The sequence below is a fragment of the Tessaracoccus coleopterorum genome (genome assembly GCF_011174705.1).
In the GTDB taxonomy this organism is placed as follows: domain Bacteria; phylum Actinomycetota; class Actinomycetes; order Propionibacteriales; family Propionibacteriaceae; genus Arachnia; species Arachnia coleopterorum.
The window spans coordinates 2,036,610-2,054,929 of the sequence record NZ_JAANIJ010000001.1; the positions used below are offsets into that span (position 1 = coordinate 2,036,610).

Annotated in this window: 28 protein-coding genes and 2 pseudogenes; 3 read left to right on the top strand and 27 right to left on the bottom strand. The window is 67.0% G+C overall.

Going from position 1 to position 18,320, the window contains the following annotated elements; genetic code table 11:
• Window positions 1-409 precede the first annotated feature (409 nt).
• From G7085_RS13085 to G7085_RS13095, 3 genes are read left to right on the top strand one after another with little or no spacing between them, the layout of a single operon-like run.
• Window positions 410-1,384 carry a hypothetical protein gene (locus G7085_RS13085; protein WP_197511321.1) on the top strand — a complete coding sequence of 325 codons (975 nt, stop codon included), beginning with the start codon at window positions 410-412 and terminating at the stop codon, window positions 1,382-1,384.
• Window positions 1,333-1,809: a hypothetical protein gene (locus G7085_RS13090; RefSeq protein WP_197511322.1), complete on the top strand. Its 477-nt coding sequence runs from the start codon at window positions 1,333-1,335 to the stop codon at window positions 1,807-1,809. The genes G7085_RS13085 and G7085_RS13090 overlap by 52 nt, the downstream gene beginning before the upstream one ends.
• Window positions 1,797-1,955: a hypothetical protein gene (locus G7085_RS13095; protein ID WP_197511323.1), complete on the top strand. Its 159-nt coding sequence runs from the start codon at window positions 1,797-1,799 to the stop codon at window positions 1,953-1,955. The genes G7085_RS13090 and G7085_RS13095 overlap by 13 nt, the downstream gene beginning before the upstream one ends.
• A gap of 105 nt (window positions 1,956-2,060) precedes the next feature.
• Here G7085_RS13095 and G7085_RS13100 read toward each other — a convergent pair whose 3' ends face one another.
• The 27 genes and pseudogenes from G7085_RS13100 to G7085_RS13220 all read right to left on the bottom strand — a co-directional run bounded on the left by G7085_RS13100 (window position 2,061) and on the right by G7085_RS13220 (window position 18,319).
• A complete protein-coding gene (locus G7085_RS13100) occupies window positions 2,061-2,489 on the bottom strand; it encodes a YjbQ family protein (RefSeq protein WP_197511324.1) in 429 nt (142 codons plus the stop codon).
• A 70-nt stretch (window positions 2,490-2,559) separates the two neighbouring features.
• Window positions 2,560-3,090: a triose-phosphate isomerase gene (locus tag G7085_RS13105; protein ID WP_197511325.1), complete on the bottom strand. Its 531-nt coding sequence runs from the start codon at window positions 3,088-3,090 to the stop codon at window positions 2,560-2,562.
• Between the two features lie 205 nt (window positions 3,091-3,295).
• Window positions 3,296-3,751, bottom strand: a complete 456-nt coding sequence (locus G7085_RS32675; RefSeq protein WP_197511326.1) for an SIS domain-containing protein — start codon at window positions 3,749-3,751, stop codon at window positions 3,296-3,298.
• A gap of 3 nt (window positions 3,752-3,754) precedes the next feature.
• Entirely contained in the window at window positions 3,755-3,889 is a 135-nt protein-coding gene (locus G7085_RS30425) for a hypothetical protein (RefSeq protein ID WP_269451856.1), read from the bottom strand.
• Entirely contained in the window at window positions 3,886-4,098 is a 213-nt protein-coding gene (locus G7085_RS13115; RefSeq protein WP_197511327.1) for a hypothetical protein, read from the bottom strand. Before G7085_RS13115 ends, G7085_RS30425 begins: the two co-directional genes overlap by 4 nt.
• Window positions 4,099-4,112: 14 nt before the next feature.
• Window positions 4,113-5,060: an N-acetylglucosamine-6-phosphate deacetylase gene (locus tag G7085_RS13120; protein ID WP_197511328.1), complete on the bottom strand. Its 948-nt coding sequence runs from the start codon at window positions 5,058-5,060 to the stop codon at window positions 4,113-4,115.
• Window positions 5,020-5,232: a hypothetical protein gene (locus G7085_RS13125; protein WP_197511329.1), complete on the bottom strand. Its 213-nt coding sequence runs from the start codon at window positions 5,230-5,232 to the stop codon at window positions 5,020-5,022. The genes G7085_RS13120 and G7085_RS13125 overlap by 41 nt, the downstream gene beginning before the upstream one ends.
• Window positions 5,229-6,005, bottom strand: a complete 777-nt coding sequence (locus tag G7085_RS13130) for a hypothetical protein (RefSeq protein WP_197511330.1) — start codon at window positions 6,003-6,005, stop codon at window positions 5,229-5,231. Before G7085_RS13130 ends, G7085_RS13125 begins: the two co-directional genes overlap by 4 nt.
• Window positions 6,006-6,111: 106 nt before the next feature.
• The gene (locus G7085_RS30430; protein WP_269451857.1) at window positions 6,112-6,246 is read right to left on the bottom strand and encodes a hypothetical protein; all 135 of its coding nucleotides are present in this window, start codon (window positions 6,244-6,246) and stop codon (window positions 6,112-6,114) included.
• 254 nt (window positions 6,247-6,500) lie between these two features.
• Window positions 6,501-6,737 (bottom strand): hypothetical protein, encoded by a 237-nt coding sequence (locus tag G7085_RS13135; protein WP_197511331.1) that lies wholly within the window; start codon window positions 6,735-6,737, stop codon window positions 6,501-6,503.
• A 229-nt stretch (window positions 6,738-6,966) separates the two neighbouring features.
• Window positions 6,967-7,479 carry an aldo/keto reductase gene (locus tag G7085_RS13140; RefSeq protein ID WP_197511332.1) on the bottom strand — a complete coding sequence of 171 codons (513 nt, stop codon included), beginning with the start codon at window positions 7,477-7,479 and terminating at the stop codon, window positions 6,967-6,969.
• Window positions 7,480-7,807: 328 nt separating this feature from the next.
• Entirely contained in the window at window positions 7,808-8,176 is a 369-nt protein-coding gene (locus G7085_RS13150) for an SDR family NAD(P)-dependent oxidoreductase (protein ID WP_197511334.1), read from the bottom strand.
• Window positions 8,173-8,946: an aldolase/citrate lyase family protein gene (locus tag G7085_RS13155; RefSeq protein WP_231979491.1), complete on the bottom strand. Its 774-nt coding sequence runs from the start codon at window positions 8,944-8,946 to the stop codon at window positions 8,173-8,175. The genes G7085_RS13150 and G7085_RS13155 overlap by 4 nt, the downstream gene beginning before the upstream one ends.
• Before the next feature lie 28 nt (window positions 8,947-8,974).
• Window positions 8,975-9,745 (bottom strand): SDR family NAD(P)-dependent oxidoreductase, encoded by a 771-nt coding sequence (locus tag G7085_RS13160; RefSeq protein ID WP_197511336.1) that lies wholly within the window; start codon window positions 9,743-9,745, stop codon window positions 8,975-8,977.
• Window positions 9,735-10,685, bottom strand: a complete 951-nt coding sequence (locus tag G7085_RS13165) for a Gfo/Idh/MocA family oxidoreductase (RefSeq protein ID WP_197511337.1) — start codon at window positions 10,683-10,685, stop codon at window positions 9,735-9,737. Before G7085_RS13165 ends, G7085_RS13160 begins: the two co-directional genes overlap by 11 nt.
• Before the next feature lie 63 nt (window positions 10,686-10,748).
• A complete protein-coding gene (locus G7085_RS13170) occupies window positions 10,749-11,075 on the bottom strand; it encodes an MFS transporter (RefSeq protein WP_331715661.1) in 327 nt (108 codons plus the stop codon).
• Window positions 11,076-11,123: 48 nt separating this feature from the next.
• Window positions 11,124-11,710 (bottom strand): annotated as a pseudogene (locus G7085_RS13175) (MFS transporter); the annotation flags it as partial.
• Complete coding sequence (locus tag G7085_RS26125; protein WP_408647106.1) at window positions 11,626-12,306, bottom strand: MFS transporter; 681 nt, start codon at window positions 12,304-12,306, stop codon at window positions 11,626-11,628. The pseudogene G7085_RS13175 and the gene G7085_RS26125, both read right to left, overlap by 85 nt.
• 124 nt (window positions 12,307-12,430) lie before the next feature.
• A complete protein-coding gene (locus tag G7085_RS13185; RefSeq protein ID WP_197511341.1) occupies window positions 12,431-13,189 on the bottom strand; it encodes a DeoR/GlpR family DNA-binding transcription regulator in 759 nt (252 codons plus the stop codon).
• Window positions 13,190-13,280: 91 nt separating this feature from the next.
• On the bottom strand, window positions 13,281-13,868 hold the full coding sequence (locus G7085_RS13190; protein ID WP_197511342.1) for a hypothetical protein: 588 nt from the start codon (window positions 13,866-13,868) through the stop codon (window positions 13,281-13,283).
• Window positions 13,869-13,874: 6 nt separating this feature from the next.
• Window positions 13,875-14,387: a hypothetical protein gene (locus tag G7085_RS13195; RefSeq protein WP_197511343.1), complete on the bottom strand. Its 513-nt coding sequence runs from the start codon at window positions 14,385-14,387 to the stop codon at window positions 13,875-13,877.
• 9 nt (window positions 14,388-14,396) lie between these two features.
• On the bottom strand, window positions 14,397-15,026 hold the full coding sequence (locus G7085_RS32680; RefSeq protein WP_331715991.1) for an ABC transporter ATP-binding protein: 630 nt from the start codon (window positions 15,024-15,026) through the stop codon (window positions 14,397-14,399).
• A gap of 106 nt (window positions 15,027-15,132) precedes the next feature.
• Window positions 15,133-15,468: pseudogene (locus G7085_RS32685) on the bottom strand (ATP-binding cassette domain-containing protein); the annotation flags it as partial.
• Window positions 15,469-15,648: 180 nt separating this feature from the next.
• Complete coding sequence (locus G7085_RS13205) at window positions 15,649-15,972, bottom strand: ATP-binding cassette domain-containing protein (protein WP_269451858.1); 324 nt, start codon at window positions 15,970-15,972, stop codon at window positions 15,649-15,651.
• A gap of 144 nt (window positions 15,973-16,116) precedes the next feature.
• Window positions 16,117-16,449 carry an ATP-binding cassette domain-containing protein gene (locus G7085_RS13210; RefSeq protein ID WP_231979493.1) on the bottom strand — a complete coding sequence of 111 codons (333 nt, stop codon included), beginning with the start codon at window positions 16,447-16,449 and terminating at the stop codon, window positions 16,117-16,119.
• 235 nt (window positions 16,450-16,684) lie between these two features.
• On the bottom strand, window positions 16,685-17,248 hold the full coding sequence (locus tag G7085_RS13215; protein WP_197512873.1) for an ABC transporter permease: 564 nt from the start codon (window positions 17,246-17,248) through the stop codon (window positions 16,685-16,687).
• Between the two features lie 117 nt (window positions 17,249-17,365).
• Entirely contained in the window at window positions 17,366-18,319 is a 954-nt protein-coding gene (locus tag G7085_RS13220; RefSeq protein ID WP_197511345.1) for an ABC transporter permease, read from the bottom strand.
• Between the last annotated feature and the right edge of the window lies 1 nt (window position 18,320).

The window sequence follows — 18,320 nt, forward strand, 5'->3', positions numbered from 1 at the left end:
ACACCGTCGTGCGCCGAAGACTATGGGTGCCCATCGTTGTGAAGCCTTCGGTGGTCGGTCCCACCGGTTACCGGGGACGGCAGCAACGTCCCTGACGGCTGTCAGGGTCGGATTTCCCCCGGAAATTCCCCCGCCAGGCAATGTAGCGGAGTCCCGCCAGGCATTCACCTCGGGTGTCCTATGCGGCGGCGGGGGCTGGGTGGGCGCAGTCGGGTGATATCGCGGGTGCGCGCGTGGCCATCGGGAGGATCCGGTTCGGCCGGCGGGCGGGAATGGCTACTCTGGTAGTCAAGACCGACAGGCCCAGGGGTATCTGCGACGTGACGACGAAGGCGACAGCGCGGGCGCGGACCGAGCTGCCCGGCTACGAGGGCGGACGGCTCCACTCATCGGCGGGCGGCCGCTGACGATGTTCACGGACTTCGACGTCGAGGCCTACACCCACGATGCCAGGGGCCGCATCAAGATCGCCCGACCGAAGCTGAAGCCGATGGCCGACGACGTCCGCGACGACCTCGGGTTCCTGTGGCGGCTCGAGAGCGCCGCCCTCTCCGAGACGCGTGCGCTGCTGGCCAGCTGGTCGGGTAACGAGGCGCGCGTCACGGCCTTCGTGGCCACCTGGGCCTACGAGCGGCTCTGGCTCGCCCATGCAGTCCGCGACCTGCTCACCTCCGACGGCAGTCCGCTGCCCGAGCCCCTCGCCCGCGACACGTGGCGGGCCAGGCTCCGCAAGACCTACGTCGAACGCGGGCTACCCATGGTCGTTCCCGTGTGGACCTCGGTGGTCGGGGAGTCCGTCACCGCCGGGCACATGGCGCGGCTCGCCGTGCAGGAGGCATCACTCCAGGCGGCCTACGCCGCGATGCTGCCGCGCGTCGAGGGCGAGTCGCGGCGCGTACTGCAGGAGATCATCGACCGGCGCGACGAGATCATCCGCTTCTTCCGGATGGAGGCCTCCGCCCGCATCTCCCGCTCCCCGCAGGAGGCCCGCATGGCCAAGGCCCACCTGCTGCCGACCTGGAAGCCGTTCCGCGTCGTCGGGGCGCCCGACCCCGACGAGACGCGCGCCCTCGCCTCGATCTTCCGGACGCCGCAGGATCGGCTCCGGCTCGTCGGCGCCGACTCGGACCTCCGCCGTCTGCTCATGGAACGACCCACGGGCTTCTGGGGGCGGCCGCCCCCACCCCGGCCTGCTCGCGAGAAAGGGACAAAATGGCGTTCGACCTTGAGAAGTACGCGGAGACCTCCGACCGTGTCCGCTGGGAGGATCTCGACCTCACTATCTTTGAGGAGCATCCGCTGGACGCGGAGACGCTCAGATCGCTCCGATACATGTGCGACGTCGAGTACCACACGTCGTGCTACCTGCGTGACCTGCTGGTGACCCGCTCGCACCGCGAGGACGAGGCCCGCGGGTTCATGACGACCTGGAACCGCGAGGAGTTCTGGCACGGTGAGGCGCTGTCCGCGGTGCTGAAGCAGCACGGCATCCACGTCGATTACGACGAGCTGAAGGCCAAGCGGATCAAGCTCGGTTGGCAGTTGGCAATGGGGCCGGTCAAGCAGGCGACGGGGTCGAACCTCGTCGGCGACGACTTCATCGCCGTCCATATGACGTGGGGCGCGGCCAACGAACTGTCGGCTGTCGCCGCGTACCGACGGATGGCCGCGATGCAGGACCACCCGGTCCTCTCCCGCTGCTCGAACGGATCGCCAAGCAGGAGACCCGCCACGTCGCGTTCTACACGACGCAGGCGAGGGAGAAACTGGAGAACTCCGAGCGGGCGCAGAAGATCGTGCGCTGGGTGATGACGAAGGTCTGGAACCCGGTGGGTTCGGGGATCATGGACGATGCCGAGATCAAGCACGTGATGCGTCACCTTTTCGAGGGCAGGGTGACGAGCTCGACAAGCTCGACTCGCGGGTGCAGAGGTTCCCCGGGCTGGACGGGGTGACGATCTTCCGGACGGCGTTCGAGAAGATCGGGATCACTCTCTGACGGCGTCAGTCGCGAACAGAGTTGAAGGGCCGCCCATCGGGCGGCCCTTCAACAGTGGGGTTCACTCTCCGATGATCTGCACCTGGATCACGCGGTCGCGATCGCGGATCTGGTCCCAATCGACGAAGTAGACATACCCGAACTCGCCGAGGTCGAGTGCGCCGTCGACCAGGACGATGGTCTCTGAGCGACCGAAGAATACGCTGCGCAGGTGTGCCTCGGTGTTGAGGCTCGTCCACTCACCGACCTCCTTGGCCTCGTTCATGGCGAAGTCGATGTGCTTGGGGCCGGGGTGCATGTACTGACCCTCAACCAGTGCCTGCGGCGCGAGCTTCTCCATGATGTTGACGAGGTCCTGCTGCAGGTACTCGAGACCGTAGTAGGTCTTGTCGTGGCTCGACTCCTGGGTCATCACCGAGCACGTGGTGTGGTGGCTGTACACCACGCAGATGCCCTGCTTGACGCCCGAACGCTGCACGATGTCCTTCACCTGGGGGTGATGTCGTGGAAGGTCGGGTGGTTCTTCTCCGACTTAACCGCGATCTCCTCGCGAAATACGGTCATGCTGGCTGCTCCTTCTTCATGGGTTGGTGTGTGTTCATTCGGGTGTCCCACCCACGGCGAACGGCCGCTAGCATCTGCTCGACCAACGCCGGGCGGTTCCGGGCGAGGGCGATGGCGCTGGAGGACCCGGTCGCGTCCGCTCCCGCGGAGATGACCCGTTCCACGTCGTCCGCGCACGAGATTCCCGCGCCCTGCAGAACGAGGATGCGCGGATCGATCGACGCGACGGCGTCCTTCGAGGCCTGCATGTAGGAGAGGTCGCTCGTCGTTCCGGTGCCGATCAGCTCCGTCGGTTCGGCGACGATGATGTCAGGTGCGAGCAGTGCGATGGCCTTGATCTCCGCGATCGAACTCGCGCACACGATCGTGAAGAGGCCGACCTCCCGTGCCCGTGCGATGCTCTTCTCCAGGACCGCGAAGGTCACCGGACGTTCGGCATGGTTGAGCATCACGCCGTGCGCTCCGGATGCCTTCAACTCCTCCGGCAGGAGGTCGGCGAGCCCGCGCCCGGGCCGCAGGGGATCCATGTGGGCGCACAGACCAGCAGATGGGTGGTCGCCGCTGCGACGCGTGAGATCAGGGCGACCGGGGTGGTGAAGATGAGCCCGATCCCGTGCCTGGCCGCAGATGCGTCTGCGGCGCGCGCGAGGTCGAGGATGTCGTCCCCACCAGATAGGACTTCGGACCGATCTCAAAGAACGGCGGAGCGATCACTGGCTGGTCGAGCATGGATCAGGCCTTCTGGTTGAGGCGGGCACCGACGGCTCCGCCAGGGTGGATGAGTGCGAACTGCTCGATTCGGTACCCCGTCAGTTCCATCACGCCTGCGAGCAGGGCGTCCAACAGAGCCCCCGTGACCGTGTTGCTCGTCGTTGCCATGACGTTGAGCGGATCGGACTCCCTCGTGACGGTCATCGTCACGAGGACGTCGGCCGCCTGGGCCAGCGTCGATTCGGGGTTCTCGGTCAGGGCGATGAGCTTCGCACCCTTCTGCTTGACGACGTCGATGATCGGTAGGAGCTCAGCGGTCTTCCCGCCCGCGACACCATGACAACCGCGCTGTCGCTCTGGACGGCGCCCAAGCCACCGTGAATGGCCTCGGCCGGGGCATGAACTTGGCCGGCCTCTCGATGCAGCACAGGGAATGGGCGAACTTCGCGGAGGCGAACCCCGACGAGCCGCTTGCACAGGTCACGATCGAGCCCGCTTCGGCAAGCACCCGGGCGGCTGCTGCCAGCGCCGCGGGTCCGCCTTCTGGGCGAGCGTCGCAAGTGCCTCTGCCTCGATCCGCAGCGCTGCGCCGATGGCGTCGATGTTGTCGTTCATCCTTCATCCTTGACTAGTTCGCCGCCGAGCCATACCTGGCGAAGATCCAGGTGGCTGTCGTCGGCCTGAGCGATGAGCACGTCTCCCCTCCGGCCTGGGAGCAGTTGCCCGATCCGGTGCAGTTCCCCGATGGCGGCGGCCGGGTTGTGGCTCGCGGCGCGCCAGGCGTCCACGAGGGGAACCCCTGCCGCACGCATGAGGTTGTTCACCGCGCCATCCATGGTCAGCGATGAACCGGCGAGCCCCCGGCCTCGTTGAAGCGGACATCGGGGCGCTCACCATCGTTGAGGCCTCCCTCTGGCGCCGCGCCCTCTGCCGCCGTCGCGTCCGTTACCACGATCAGTCGGTCCCGCCCCTTCACCTGGTAGGCGAGTCGGAGCAGGTCCGGTCGCACGTGGCAGCCGAGCCGGTCCGCGACGACCTCCGCCCAGATCGAGTTGTTGAGAAGTACGGCCTCATCCACTCCGACCTCGCGGGTCCCGGCGTACCTGGTCGGTTCGATGGCGCATCCGGTGGCGTTGAACAGGTGGGTGCAGAGGCGCAGCCCTGCGGGTACGAGGGCATCGATCGCCTCGGAGCTGGCCGTCGAGTGCCCGACCGAGAAAGTCATCGAGCCGCCCGTGAGTCTCTGAAGGTCGTGGACCATCTCGGTGACGCCCGGAATCTCGGGAGCGATCGTCATCGTGCGGAGCCGGCCACGGGCCGCCGTGACGAACCGTTCGTACTCGGCGACGGCAGGGGCCTCGACAACTCCTTGTAGGCACCGTAGGCGGGGTTCAGATACGGCCCCTCCATGTGGATGCCGAGGACGTTGCGGGTGTGCCCTCGTCGATGGCAGCCCCGATGGCGGCGACGGCCGCCACCTGCTCGTCGGCAGTCGGGTGCAGGATCGTGGTCGCGAGCATGCTCGTCGTGCCATGGCGCAACTGGCCTTCTGCCGCGGTGACCGGGTCCTCATGGCCCAGGCGCCCGCGCCGGCGTGGCAGTGGATGTCGACGAAGCCCGGCCCGATGACGAGTCCTTCAACGTCGATCACTTCGGCATCCGTCGGGGCGTTGAGGGTGCCGGTTGCGCCCGCGGTCACGATGATGCCGTCGCGGATCCACAGGTCCTGCCCCGGCACGGCGCCGTCAGGGAGAATCAGGGTTCCGTTGCGGAAGACGCGGTCCATGCTCATCCCTCTCGGCAGGTGTGGCGAGACGGTTCAGCAGGTCGACGGCGGCGTCCACGATCGCGCGCCCCGAGGCTGGGGCGAGGATCGAGTTCCCCGGCTCGTATCCGCCCTCTTCCAGGGCCGCCTGGGTGACGCAGTATCCGGGCAGGTGACCGTTCGTCAGGGTCACGACGTTGGTCTCGACCATCGGGGAAGCCGTCTGCAGCTCCACCCGAAGTCGGAGAACAGCTCACCCGGAGTGAAGACCCAGGCGACACCGCCGATGGTGAGTGCGCTCACCGTGTAGGGCGCTCCGGATGCGTAGCGCTCCTCGAGCCGGCCATCCAGGGCCTGCAGCGAGTTGTTGTAGTCGCACTCGGCGCCGAGCAGCCAGAGGTTGGCCGTCTGACGCTCGGTGTACGGAGCGTCGGAGGCGATCAGATCGGACTCCCGCCTGCGCAGTTGCTCCACCCGTTCCAGCACCACGTCGGGAGACGGGTAGGACTTTGTGATGAGTGCGACCTCGCGTTCCGCTGTGGCGATCATCGCCCCAACGCTCGGACGTGCCTGTTCAACCGCCTTCACGACCGCCTCGCCGAGGATGTTGCCGAACCTTGCGACCTCATCGAAGCCCTGGCCGGTGCGGTAGTAGCGGGGCTCTGGTCTCCCGCCGTCCCATCGAGTAGAGGAAGACGGCTCCGGGATGGCGTCGGGACACGACCGATCGCATTGCCCCCGGGAAGTCGGCACTGACGAGCGTGTTCTCGCCGTGCAGGATCGTCGGGTGCAGTGCGTACTTGGTCCAGACCGCCCGTAGCTCACCCTCCGCGTCGACAACTGTGAGGACTGGTAGCGATGCGTCGACAGTGCCGTTGTCCGGGTCGCGCCGGTTACCCCGATGCCCGACTCGGCGCCGCAGTGCCCGCGGGCGTAGCCCACGGAGGCGGGGAAGGTGTCGGCCACGGCCCGTACCGCGAGGTCGGTGAGCGTACCGGTGATCTGCTCTATGTAGGCGTCGTCGATGCGCGTCTCGAAGGGGGCTGTCCCGGGCCGGCCTCGAAGACGACACTCATCCAGGGGCGCTGTGGGTGTGCGAGCAGGTGATGAACACCGCGGAACTTGCCACGCCCGTGTGCTCGGCGATCGAGGTGCGGATCCGGTCCGCCTGACCCTTCGTGATCCAGAACAGGTCGGTTGCCAGCACGATGGCCTCGCCGCCGTGCTCGTCGTCCAGGTAGAGGGCGGATGCGATCAGCGGGTCGTGCGTGCCTGTGTTGGCACGTTCGAAGTAGGGGTAGCCGCCCAGCTCTACGCCGAGCTGCGGGTGATGTCACCCTCATGGACTCCAGCTCTCATCTAGCCCTCCAGGCCTAACAACGTTGTCTCAATCATCATTTCACTATCGTTGTGATTACGTCAAGAATCATCAAAAACTATCGGAGAACCATCCGGTTTCTCTCACTGAGCCGCGGCCAGGGCAGGCCAGAGTGCCGGGGTCAGTAGCTCGGGTGCCGGAACCGGGACGTCAACTGCGATGCTCTCGAGCAGCGCTGCTTCGAGGGGCCCCTTGCGGACCAGGCGGCAGTTCTCCCGGACCTGGCCGACGGTCTCTGCGCCGACGAGGAGCCGGATGTCGCCGTCCAGGCTCAACCCGGCGCGCAGCGCCAGCTCGACGCGGGTGAGGCCGGCGTCCACGGCGATGGCATCGAGCGCCTGCAGGCTCGCTCGCGCGCCGGAGAGGTGCGCCGGTACATCGTCGGGGCCATCGCGAGGAGCCCCTGAAGGTACAGGCTGCGCACGTAGACGACCCTGCCGAGTGCGGCGCCGAAGGAACCGCCCTCGGTGTGTCGACGGTCGAGCACATTCGCGGGTAGCTGGATCGCTTCGATCCCGGGGTGGCCGCGAGCTGCACCGCCGCACGCGGTCATGCCCGCAGGAGACCCGACCCTGTCGATCCAACCCCGTCCGGCCAGCTCGAGTAGGAGGTCGAGGTGCCGTGCATCGGCGTCACGGTGGAAGAGAACCACAGGAAGCGTGTCCAACCCAGACGTCGCCTCGAGGACTCGATGGAGTCGGTGAGGGCGATCCGGGCCAGCCCCGGGTCGTCGACCTGTTGCGGGGACAGGTGGATGGCCTTCGTCACGACGGTCGCTTCGGCCTCCAGACCGAGCAGATGGAGGGCCGTGCCCAGGACGGCCTCGGAATCCCCGTATCCGGAGGCCGTGTCGAACTCGCGGATCCCTTCCTCCCAGGCCGCGGCGATCAGATTGACCGCCGCCGTGCCCTCGACCGCCCTGAGCGGTTTGCGACGCCGTATGCCTGGCCGAACTGTGCGGTTCCGAGCGCGATCGGCAGGCCGCTCATTTCGCGGTGTACCCTCCGTCGACCGGGAGATTGACCCCGTGATGTAGGCCGCGGCGTCGCTGGCCAGGAACACCACCGCACCCGCGAGATCGTCGTCTCCCGCCAACCTGCCGAGGCAGGTCCGCTCGGAGTAGTTGGTGACGAACTCCTCGGGTGGTTCTCCGTCTGCAACCCGCCGGGTGGACGCAGTTGCACCGGATCCCCCGCGCTCCGAAGTAGCTGGCGAAGAACCTGGTCAGGTTCGCCATCCCGCCCTTGTGGAAGAAGTAGTCAGGGTGCCACCCGTGCATGTCGGTGCCCGCGTAGTTGAGGGCTCAACGCCGATCAGGCCCATGATCGAGCCGATGTTGATGATCGAGCCCCCTCGCGGAGGATCTCGCCCATCGCCCGCGTGACCACGATCACGCCTGTCGCGTTGACATGGAAACTCTCGTCCCATGCCGAGGCTTCCTCCTCCATGCCCTGGTGGCGGGGCGGGCGACGGCGTTGTTGACGAGGATGTCGAGCCCACCCGACTGCTTGGCGATCTCATCGCGCGCGGCGAGCACCGATGCCTCGTCGCCCTGGTCGAGTCGGAGGGCGTGCACGTCGAGTCCCTCGGCGCGGAGCTCGGCCGCGAGGGCGCCGAGTGCCTCCACCCCGCGTGATGCCATGTACGTGGTCGCTCCCGCCTCCGCGAGGCCGCGCACGATCTGCCTTCCGTACAGGCCTGCGCCGCCGGTGACGAGGGCGGTCCGTCCCTTCAAGCTGAACAGGTCAAGCGTGGTCATGGTGCGGGCCTCTCGGAGTAGATGCCACCCGCGAGCGTCGCGGTGCGGTCAAGGAGTTGGGTTGCGTAGTCGGCCAGCCCGACGACATCGGCGCCGAGCGAGATGAACCGGTAGCCGAGCGCGATGAGCTCGTCGGAGTTGGCCGGTGAGCCGACGGTGCCCGCGAACTTGCCGTTGGCCTCGGCGACGCGTGCGATCCTCTCGCGCGCCTCCGTGAGGCGCGGATGATCCCAGGCGCCCGGGCGCCGATCGCCTGGGAGAAGTCGCCTGGGCCGAAGAACAACATGTCGATCCCGGCAGTGCCGCGATCTGTTCGAGTTCCTCAAGCGGTTCCGGGTCCTCGATCTGGACGATGACGAAGCGTTCGTCGTTTGCGCCCGAGAGGTACTCCCGAGCGGGACCTGGCCGTAGCCGCCGTCTGCGTTTCCGCCGTCCAATGGACGCAGCCCCACGGGGTGGAAGCGGGTCTGCCTCGCCACCGCACGTGCGTCATCGAGGCTCATGATGTGCGGCACCATGATCCCCGTCGCATCGAGTTCCAGTGGCCTGATCAGGTCGCTGTAGGAGCCGCGCGGAACCCGGACGACGACATCGACGTCGTGGGCCTTTGCGGCCCAGATCCCCGCCTCGACCGCTGAGATCGAGTTGCCGACATGCTCGAGATCGAGCCACACGCAATCGAAGCCGCTGCGTGCCACGATCTCCGTGACCCGTGGGTCCGCGAGGTTCTGCTTGAAGCAGGTCGCGACGCCCCCTCCCTCAACTTCCATAGGACGCGGCTCGGCCGCATCTGTTGGATCACCATGTTGTCCACCCTCCGTCGACGCTGATTGTCTGGCCTGTGATGTAGGAGCCGGCGGGTGCCGCCAGCAGAAGGACCGGGCCCGCGATCTCCTCAGCCCTGCCAACCCGGGCGAGGGGAACCCGCCCGCGAGCCGCTGCACGAACTCCGGGTCGGCCGCCTGGATCAGGGGTTCGGGAACGGGCCGGGGCAACCGCGTTGACGCGGATCCCGTCGCCTGCCCAGGCGACCGCCAGGTAGCGTGCGAGCTGGGCGACGCCGGCCTTCCCGACCGAGTATTCGAGCGGGTTCGGGTTCATGGGCGCCTCGTACAGGCGCGGATCCGGTGCCACCAGGCCGTACATCGAGGAGAAGAGCACGATGCTCGAGCCAGGGGCCATGACCTCGTGCGCGGCCCGGGCAAGCGCGAACGTGGCCGTCAGGTTGTGGTGGTTCGCCTCATCGAACTGGTCCGGCGTCAGCTCGTCGAGGGTGCATCCGACCGATCTGAAGCTCATGTCCACCAGCACGTCGAGGCGTCCCTCGTGCGCCAGGACATCGGCGACAACGGCATGCGGCTCTCCCGGTGCGAGCGCCCGGACGGCAAGACCGGAAGAGGTGAGCCTGGTGGCTTCCGCCTCCGCCCGCTCCAAGGCGAGGTCGACGAGCACGACGCGGGCACCCCGTCCAGCGAGCATCCGGGTCACCTCTGCGCCGAGGTATCCGGCGCCTCCGACCACGAGGGCGGTGCGACCGGTGAGGTCGAACGGATCCGGTTCAGAAGTCATCTGCGCCCACCCCGATCCGTGCCCCGCCCCGATCGCGGCTCTCGATCCCACCGATGACGAGGCGCATGAGCTCCGCTGTCTCGTCGAACGGGTACGGCTCGGTGCCTGTGCGCAGATAGCCGATGAAGTCGGCCAGTTGGGCGCGGAAGGCATGGAAGGTGTCTGCGAACCTGGCCTGCACCGAGCCGTGGGTCCCGGCGAGTTGAAGCAGTCCGAAGCCGCCGTACAGGTCGGAGGTCACCGTCGCGACAACGTCGACACCTCTGCGATGCGTCAGATGAACCACGTTCCTGGAGGCCGATCCGGTGTTGGTCACGGACTCGAAGCCGGGCCCGAGGATCGGATAGATCGCCTCCAGCGCATGGATCCCGTACGCCTCCCAGGACTTCGGCGAGGTGATCGTGGCGAGGCGCAGCTCTCCGAGATCGTTCGTGCTTGCCCGGAAGGGCGCGAACTCCTTGGCGTAACGCATGGAACTCGACGACATGATCGGGGCCGACTGCCTCCTCCAATCGAGGAAGGTGGAGAGCGAGGCCCTGTCCGTGGCCAGCGGCTTGTCCACGAACAGCGGGATACCGGCCTCGACGAACGGCCTGCACCGGTCCACGTGTTCGCTCCCACGGTCGGTGGCCACGATCACTGCGTCCACCTCGCCGATCACATCCTCTGGACGGGTGACGACGCTGCCGATGCGGGCGCAGGCCGCCACATGGTCGGCCGTGAACCCGCCGTCTCCGACGCAGTGGATGTGGGTCACCTCCACACCCGGGAGCCCGACCTCCGGCTCCTTGTTCAGATAGTCAGGAATGCCCGGAAAGGGGCACTCGGCCGTCATCCGGTCGCGGTCATAACCGTTGATGATCGCGGACCAGGAATAGGGGTGGCCATTTCCGGCGGAGGAGCCGAGAATGGCGATGCGGATGTTCTGGGCGTCACGCACCAGTGGCACGACTGCTCCTTCGGTCAGGGCTGGACCCGCCTTTGGGTCGCCTGTCAAAGACTATCAACGATCATCAAATGTCGTCAACAACATTTCGTTGTTCGTCACCGACATGTGGGGTAGCAGGTGGCGTCGCCTCGGGGTGCTGGCGGACAGCCGCGCGACGGCCTGTTCGGCGGAGCGGTCCCCGACCGTTCGTGTCCGCTCGTGCTGCAGGGTGAGAGCATCCCACGAGTCGACGGTCACGAGCTCGACGAACTGGTGGGGATCCTCCCCGACGCAGTACAGCTCCCAGCGGTGCGCCCCGCTCCTCAGCCTCGCCCGGCGCAGCTGCCGCATGGCGGCGCGGAACTCCCCCGGGCCTCGGGCGGAACCCAGTACTCGATGCACACGACGACGGGGCCGGAGTCGGAGTCGGGAACTCCGACCGCCGCGGCCTCACGCCACTCCGCGACGGGCGTGTGGTCGGTGCGGGTCCCCTCGCGGAGGCGCAGCCGGGGGCCAGCCCGCGGCGGCTCCCAGGAAGGCGAGACCGGCGGCGGCGAGCACCGCCTTCAGCCCCCAGAGCTGGATCAGTGCGCCCCAGAATGGTGACGCCGCGGCCTGGGAACCCGCGAACACCATCGACAACATTGCGAGCGCACGGGCCCTGACCCAGCCGGGCAGCATGAGCTGCAACTCGGAGTTGAGCGTGGAGACCGTCGCCGTCCAGGTGGTGGATGCGAGGAAGGTGAGCAGCGCGACCGACCAGGCCTGCTGGACCAGTTGCGTGCCGACCAGCGACGTGCCGTAGACCACGGCCGCGAGCATGACGAGCCGGTTGGCGCTGACCCTCGTCCGGAGCCAGCCGAGGCTCAGTGCTCCGAGCACCGCCCGAGCCCCGCGAGCGACATCAGCGCGCCGTACTGTGTGGAGTTCATCCCGAGCTGGCGCTCGGCGATCAAGGGAAGGGCCACCCAGAGGGCAGAGCCGGGCACCGTGTAGAGCAGCAGCCGGATGAGCAGCGCAGGGACACCGGCCTCGTGTCGGACGAAGCGGCCACCGGCACGGAGCGCCGGTAGGAACCGCTCGCGTCGAAGCGTCTCCATGCGGGGCCGTCCCACAGCAGAAGCAGGACGAGGAAGGCCAGCGAACAGAGGGCGTTCATGGCGAAGACGAGGGCGACGTCCACCCAGGCGATCAGCGCTCCCGCCACCAGCGGGCCGACCATGCGCCCGAGGTTGCCGGAGACCATGTCGAGCCGCGTCGCCGCCGCGAGGCCGTTGCGGGGCACCAACTCGGCCACGAGCGGCTGCCAGGCGGCCGCCTGCAGAGCTGAGCCGGCGTTGATCAGGAACACGAAGCCGAGCAGCATCACGGGCGGGACCAGGCCGAGGAAGGTCGCGGCGGCGAGCAAGGTGGAGGTTGCCGCGAGGTACGCGTTCACACCGACGAGCAGGATCCGGCGGTCGAAGGCGTCGGCCAGCACGCCTGCCGGGAGGACGAGCAGGAGGAGGGGAAGGGTCGACACCGCCTGTACGAGGCCCATGATCGAGGCCGCGTTATCGTCGTGGACGAACAGCCACTGGGTGCCGATGAGTTGGGCCACGCGCCGGTGTTCAGACCGACGGTGCCGAGCCACAGCCAGAGGAATGCCCTACGCCTGAACGGGACCCTGATGCCCTCGGACGGGTGAGCCGTCATGCGGCCCCCTCTGCTCAGGGGCGCCGCACCTTAGCGTCCGACTCGATCCGCAACGGTGACCTTCAGCCCGCGGCGCGGAGTGCATCGACCTCCTCCTGAGGCGCGTCCGCATCGGTGATCAACTCCGTGAGGGCGCTCAGCGGGGCAACCGGCACGAGGGCGCGCCTTCCGAGCTTGCCGCCGTCGCCGAGCGCGATCACCGTTGCCGTCGCGTTGATCACGGCGGCCTTCGTCTCCGCCTCGACCGAGTTCATGGTGGTGACCCCTGCACATCCAGGGCGCTCAACCCGATGAATGCGAGGTTGATGTTCACCGACTGTAGGGCCTGGACGGCGAGCGGCCCGACCGCGGCGAGGGTGCTCGATCGCAGACTGCCCCGATGAGCATGATCTCGGCATCGCCGACCGCCATCTCCAGGGCGATCTCCGGGAGTTGGTCACGAAGACCTTGTCCGACATCGTGCGGAGCTTCGGCACGAGATGCGACACGGTGGTGCTCGCCTCCAGGAAGATGCTGCTCACCCGGGGTGTGATCCGGGTGAGCGCCTCCTGCGCGATCATCTCCTTCTCGGCGACCCGCTTGAGGCGCTCGGTCGCAACCGGCGGGTCGTCCAGCGATTCGACCGCGAGGGCCCCACCATGCACCCGTTCGATCACCTTCTGCTCCGCGAGCAGTTCGAGATCGCGATGGATCGTGGCCGGTGAAGCGGAGACGTGATCTCCGATGACTGACACCGATGCGCTTCCGTTTGCCCGCAGGAACTTCAGGATCTCCTGGCGGCGCTCCCATCCCAGCGTCTGGCCGCGCTTCTTCAGTGTCATGACGCCCACTCTCCTCAGCCATCGAACTTCACTCGATCAGTTGCTTTCATATTGCATCACGTCAAGGCTTGGACCGTCACCTTGCCGTCAATCAGCCTGCTGACATTGGCCGATTCGCCTCGGGAGGTGCCGGAACCGGGTCGGATGACCGGTGCGAGACGTCGCGGTTCCCGGCAACCCACAGAGGAAGAAGGCGGACGTCGCCAGGCACGACCTGCCCCGGCGTGGACGGTGGCGTCTCGTCGCCGGTCTCGCGGATCTCCCACCAGCAGTGGCCGGCGTGGTCGTGCTCGTGGTCGGCCTCGAAGCCCGCATCGCGGAGGGCAGGTCCGATCCATCCGACGCAGTGGTTGCAGTAGTCCTCGGCCACGCCGATGTCGTTGCGGAGCAGGAACCCGAGGCTCGGGCAGTCGACCATGTCGATGCGCATGAACCGGCGGCCGGTATCGGGATTCTCATGGACGTCGGAGGTGTAACCGGCGCCCTCCTCGGCCAGGGTGTGGCCCCAGTAGTCGAGCATCCCGTCGAAGCCGCGCAGGAACTCGGACCGGGCATGCGACTGGGAGTCGATCGAGATCGCCTCCTCCCAGTACCGCTTCAGCCCTTCCATGCCGTGGTGGTCCTGCAACCAGCGAAACGTCCAGTCGTAGTGGGCGTTGAAGTCATAGACCCCGAGCATCTCTTCTCAACCTTCCCGAGGGGTGGCGCAGCCGTCGACCGTTGTCGGATCCTGGGCCGGGCGGTCGTCAGCGTGGGTGATCGTCTGCACGCAACGGCCGTTTCCGCCCGCGACATCGATCCTGAGCCCGGCGCCTGTGGCGCAGGCGTTGCCCATCACGACGCATTGCTGGCAGAACTCATCAACGATGTCTCTTCCGTTGGCACGCAGGTGCGCGATGGCGGGGCAGGACCGCACGTCGACGGTGACCCGGTCCTCGCCCCGGCTCACCACCACCTCTCCGCCCGGCTCGACGCTGAAGAAGTCGCGCCAGTAGGTCTCGACCGCGGGTAGCCCGCCTTCTGACCACAGTTGCCAGACGGGACGCTGGTAGTCGTTCCCCAACTCCGTCCAGTAGTCGTGCAGGGCGTCGTGGCCGTACGTGTCCCTGATGTGGGCAAACGTCGCGTTGATGGCGAAGTAGAAGTCGGCGGCCCCCTGCGGCTTCACGTCGCGATAGGGCAGGGACAGATCGGTCATCACGCCTCCTCAGGGCCGGGATGATGGCAGGCGAACGCTGTGCCCCACCGTCCGTGCGAAGCAGGGCTTGTCCGTGGCGCAGACCTCGGTGGCCCTCCAACAGCGGGTCCGGAAGGGCACCCCGATGGAATGTCGGTGGGGAGGGCAGGTCGCCGTGCAACAGCCGGCGGTTCGACATCCCCTCGTTCTCGGATCGGGCACCGGGACGGCGGAGAGCAGGGCCTGCGTGTACGGGTGCTGCGGGTTGGTGAACACCTGGTCGGTCGGCCCTTCTTCGACGATCGACCCGAGATACATGACGATCACCCGTTGGGCGATGTGGCGCACGACGCCCAGGTCGTGTGCGATGAACAGGTAGGACAGCCCGAGCTCACCCTGAAGCCGGTCGAGCAGGTTCACCACCTGCGCCTGAACCGACACGTCGAGGGCCGAGACGGGTTCGTCGAGGATCAGCATCTTCGGCTCGAGCGCGAGCGCGCGGGCGATCCCGATGCGCTGACGCTGCCCACCTGAGAACTCGTGCGGGTAGCGGGCGGCGAGCGCTGGTCGCATGCCGACGAGGTTGAGGAGTTCGTGGGCCCTCTGCTTGCGTGATTGCCTGGTCCCGATCCCGTGGATCTCGAGAGGCTCCGTGAGGATCGACTCGACCGTTGACCGGGAGGGAGCGACGCATACGGGTCCTGGAACACGTACTGGAGGTCGCGACGGATGCCCTCAACTCGGCCCCCGTGGCCGTGGAGATCTCCCTCCCGTCGAACCAGATCCCGCCCGAGGTCGGTCGGTAGAAGCCCATCACCGTCTTGCCGACGGTGGTCTTCCCACACCCTGACTCCCCGACGAGCGCGAGCGTTTCGCCGTGCTTGACGTCGAAACTGATCCCGTTGACGGCATGCAGCTTCGTCGAACGCTTGAGGAAGCCACCGCCGACCTCGAACTCCTTGACGACGTCGGTCACCCGCAGGATCGAGTCCGCACCCGCTGGTGACGTGGGTACCGCGATCCGGGTGTCCGTTGTCACAGTGTCGGTTGTCACGATGCCTCCCAGTGGGTAGTCGGGCCGAGTTCGCGGCTGAAGTGACACGCTGAACGGTGGTCGGTCCCGATCTCGATGAGCTCAGGCCTCGTGAAGCAGTGCGGGCGGTCCTTCGACAACTCGCAGCGAGGTTGGAAGGCGCAGCCGGCGGGCAGCCTCCGTGGATCCGGGGCTGCCCCGGAATGGCGTGCAGTTCCTCACGCACCTCGTTGACGCGCGGCAGCGAGTTCAGGAGGCCCTGGGTGTAGGGTGGCGCGTGTTGTGGAAGATCTCGTCGACCGGGCCGGACTCCGCGATCCTCCCGCCGTACATGACCACCACGTCCTTCGCCATCTCCGCGATGACCCCGAGGTCGTGGGTGATCATCAGGAGGGCCGAACCGTGGTCCTGCTGCAACCGGAGTAGGAGTTCCAGGATCTGGGCCTGGACGGTGACGTCCAACGCGGTGGTGGGCTCGTCCGCCACGATCAGTTTCGGATTGTTGGCAATCGCCATGGCGATCATCGCGCGCTGGCGCATGCCTCCGGAGAACTGATGCGGATACTGGGCCATGCGGGTCTTCGGGCAGGGATCCCCACATCGGCGAGGAGTTCCTCGATCCTCGCCGCGCGCTGTGCCTTCGTCCGGAAGTCGGGCGAGTGTCTTCGCAGAGACTCATCAATCTGGGCGCCGATGGTCATCAGGGGTTCAGCGCGGTCATCGGGTCCTGGAAGATGAAACCGATCTCGCCACCCAACAGCGCAGAGCGTCTTCGGGGCTGATCGAGACGAGGTCCTCCCCGCAGAACCAGGCGTGCCCGTCGACCACCTTCGCGCTCGGCGGCACGAGGCCCAGCGCGCTCAGGATCGACACGGACTTTCCGGAGCCCGATTCGCCGACCAACCCGAGGGTCTCGCCGGCGTTGAGTGAGTACGTTGCCCCGTTGACCGCCCGGACCACGCCTGTGAGGGTCGTGAACTCCGTGGTCAGGTTCTCGAGCGAGAGAATCGGCTCACCAGCGGGAACGTGCTTGGTGATGGTGGTTGTCATGTGCTGCTCACCTGCTCTGTCGAGGATCGACGCTGTCACGGAGACCGTCACCGAGGAAGTTGACCGCCATGACGGTCACGGCGATGGCGAGGCCCGGGGCAGCCACATCCATGGCATCTGCTGCAGGATCCGAAGGCTCTGGGCCTCCGACATCATGGAGCCCCACGTCGGCGCTGGGGCGGCACCCCGAGGCCCAGGAACGACAAGCCGGTCTCGGTCATGATCACGCCGGCGGTCAGGATCGTGAACGCGACCGCCGCGTGCGGGAGCACCGCGGGAGCATGTGCCTGAGCAGGATGTGTGGCACCGACCCGCCCAGCCCCTGGACCGCCTGGATCGAGTCCTGCTCACGCAGCGACAGCGCGACACTTCTGGTGACACGGAAGGCCGCAGTCCACTGGAGCAGGCCGAGGGAGATGATCAGCAGAGGGAGGGACGCCCCGAGAAAGGCCACCACCACGATGATCACGATGAGGATCGGGAACGACTGGATCACCTCAGCGATGCGCGTGAGGAAGGCGTCCATCAGGCCACGGAAGTAGCCGGCGACGATGCCGAGGACGAGGCCGATGGTGGTCGCGATCACTGAGGCCGCGAGGCCGATGGTCAGCGAGACCCGTCCGCCTGCCATCAGGCGGGCGAAGACGTCGCGCCCTGCCGAGTCGGTGCCCAGCCAATGAGCGGAGCTGGGCGGCTGACGGAAGTTGCGGGGGTCAACGGCGCCTGGGTCGATCGTGTAGAGGAACGGGCCGACGAATGACATCAGCACGAGCAGGATGAGCACCGTCAGCGAGATCATTGCGAGCTTGTTGCGACGTAGCCGCCGCCAGGCCAGCCCCATGGGGAGTAGATCGTCTCGGGCTCCTCGACTGCGATGTCGGGGCGGTCCTGGGTGTCGATGGTCATGATTTCCACCTCACAGTCGGATCCGTGGGTCGACCACGGAGTAGGCAATGTCGGCGACGAGGTTGGCGATCACCACGATGATGGCGATGAACATCACGAAACCCATCAGGACGGGATAGTCGCGGCTGGTGATGGAATCGACGGCGAGTCGGCCCATCCCCGGCCAGGCAAACACCTGCTCGACGATCACCGCTCCTCCCAGGAGTTGCGGGATGTTCATTGCGATGACCGTGATGATGGGGATCAGCGCGTTGTAGACGCCGTGCCGCCAGGTGATCCTGCCGCCTGAGAGACCCTTGGAACGGGCCGTCATCATGAAGTCCTGCCCGAGCACGTCGAGCATCGAGGAGCGGGTCCAGCGCTGGTAGGCGGCTGCCCCGGCTGTTCCGAGGATGAGCGCGGGCATGATCATGTGCCTGAAGCCCTCCCAGGCGGAGGGGATCGTCGCGTTCATGCCGGCCGTGGGCAGCCACCTCAGCTGGAGACCGAAGACGTAGATGCCTGCCAGCGCCAGGAAGAATGGCGGGACGGAGAGGGCGATGACCGATCCGGCCGAGAGGATGTAGTCACCTGCGCGGTTGTGGCGAAGGGCTGCCCAGACGCCTCCGACGATGCCGATCAGGAGGGAGACGATCAGGGAGGGCACAACCAACGCCATCGTGTTGTAGAGGCGGTCCATCATGAGCGCAGTCACCGCGCGGCCGTCGAGGTAGGAGTACCCGAGGTTGCCCGTCAGCGCCTCCCCAAGCCACCTGAAGTACTGGACGACCAGGGGCTGGTCCAGACCGAGCTGGGCCGTGACCGCTGCCCGCGCAGCCTCGAGGTCACCTGAGAATGTCAGGGGATTGACGTACATGTCGACCGGGTCGCCGGGCGCCTGTCGCACGAGGATGAACAGCAGCACGCTGATCACCAGCAGCACCGCGACGCTCACGAGCGATCGTTTGAGGATGAACCGCAGCATC

Bases quoted from the DNA above. Each gene is read 5' to 3' on its own strand.
- G7085_RS13085 (WP_197511321.1), top strand. From the start codon at position 410: ATGTTCACGGACTTCGACGTCGAGGCCTACACCCACGATGCCAGGGGC.
- G7085_RS13090 (WP_197511322.1), top strand. From the start codon at position 1,333: ATGTGCGACGTCGAGTACCACACGTCGTGCTACCTGCGTGACCTGCTG.
- G7085_RS13105 (WP_197511325.1), bottom strand. From the start codon at position 3,090: ATGGATCCCCTGCGGCCCGGGCGCGGGCTCGCCGACCTCCTGCCGGAG.
- G7085_RS30425 (WP_269451856.1), bottom strand. From the start codon at position 3,889: ATGAACGACAACATCGACGCCATCGGCGCAGCGCTGCGGATCGAGGCA.
- G7085_RS13120 (WP_197511328.1), bottom strand. From the start codon at position 5,060: ATGGACCGCGTCTTCCGCAACGGAACCCTGATTCTCCCTGACGGCGCC.
- G7085_RS13150 (WP_197511334.1), bottom strand. From the start codon at position 8,176: ATGACCACGCTTGACCTGTTCAGCTTGAAGGGACGGACCGCCCTCGTC.
- G7085_RS13155 (WP_231979491.1), bottom strand. From the start codon at position 8,946: ATGGAAGTTGAGGGAGGGGGCGTCGCGACCTGCTTCAAGCAGAACCTC.
- G7085_RS13160 (WP_197511336.1), bottom strand. From the start codon at position 9,745: ATGACTTCTGAACCGGATCCGTTCGACCTCACCGGTCGCACCGCCCTC.
- G7085_RS13185 (WP_197511341.1), bottom strand. From the start codon at position 13,189: ATGACACTGAAGAAGCGCGGCCAGACGCTGGGATGGGAGCGCCGCCAG.
- G7085_RS13190 (WP_197511342.1), bottom strand. From the start codon at position 13,868: ATGCTCGGGGTCTATGACTTCAACGCCCACTACGACTGGACGTTTCGC.
- G7085_RS13195 (WP_197511343.1), bottom strand. From the start codon at position 14,387: ATGACCGATCTGTCCCTGCCCTATCGCGACGTGAAGCCGCAGGGGGCC.
- G7085_RS13205 (WP_269451858.1), bottom strand. From the start codon at position 15,972: ATGGCCCAGTATCCGCATCAGTTCTCCGGAGGCATGCGCCAGCGCGCG.
- G7085_RS13210 (WP_231979493.1), bottom strand. From the start codon at position 16,449: ATGACAACCACCATCACCAAGCACGTTCCCGCTGGTGAGCCGATTCTC.
- G7085_RS13215 (WP_197512873.1), bottom strand. From the start codon at position 17,248: ATGATCTCGCTGACGGTGCTCATCCTGCTCGTGCTGATGTCATTCGTC.
- G7085_RS13220 (WP_197511345.1), bottom strand. From the start codon at position 18,319: ATGCTGCGGTTCATCCTCAAACGATCGCTCGTGAGCGTCGCGGTGCTG.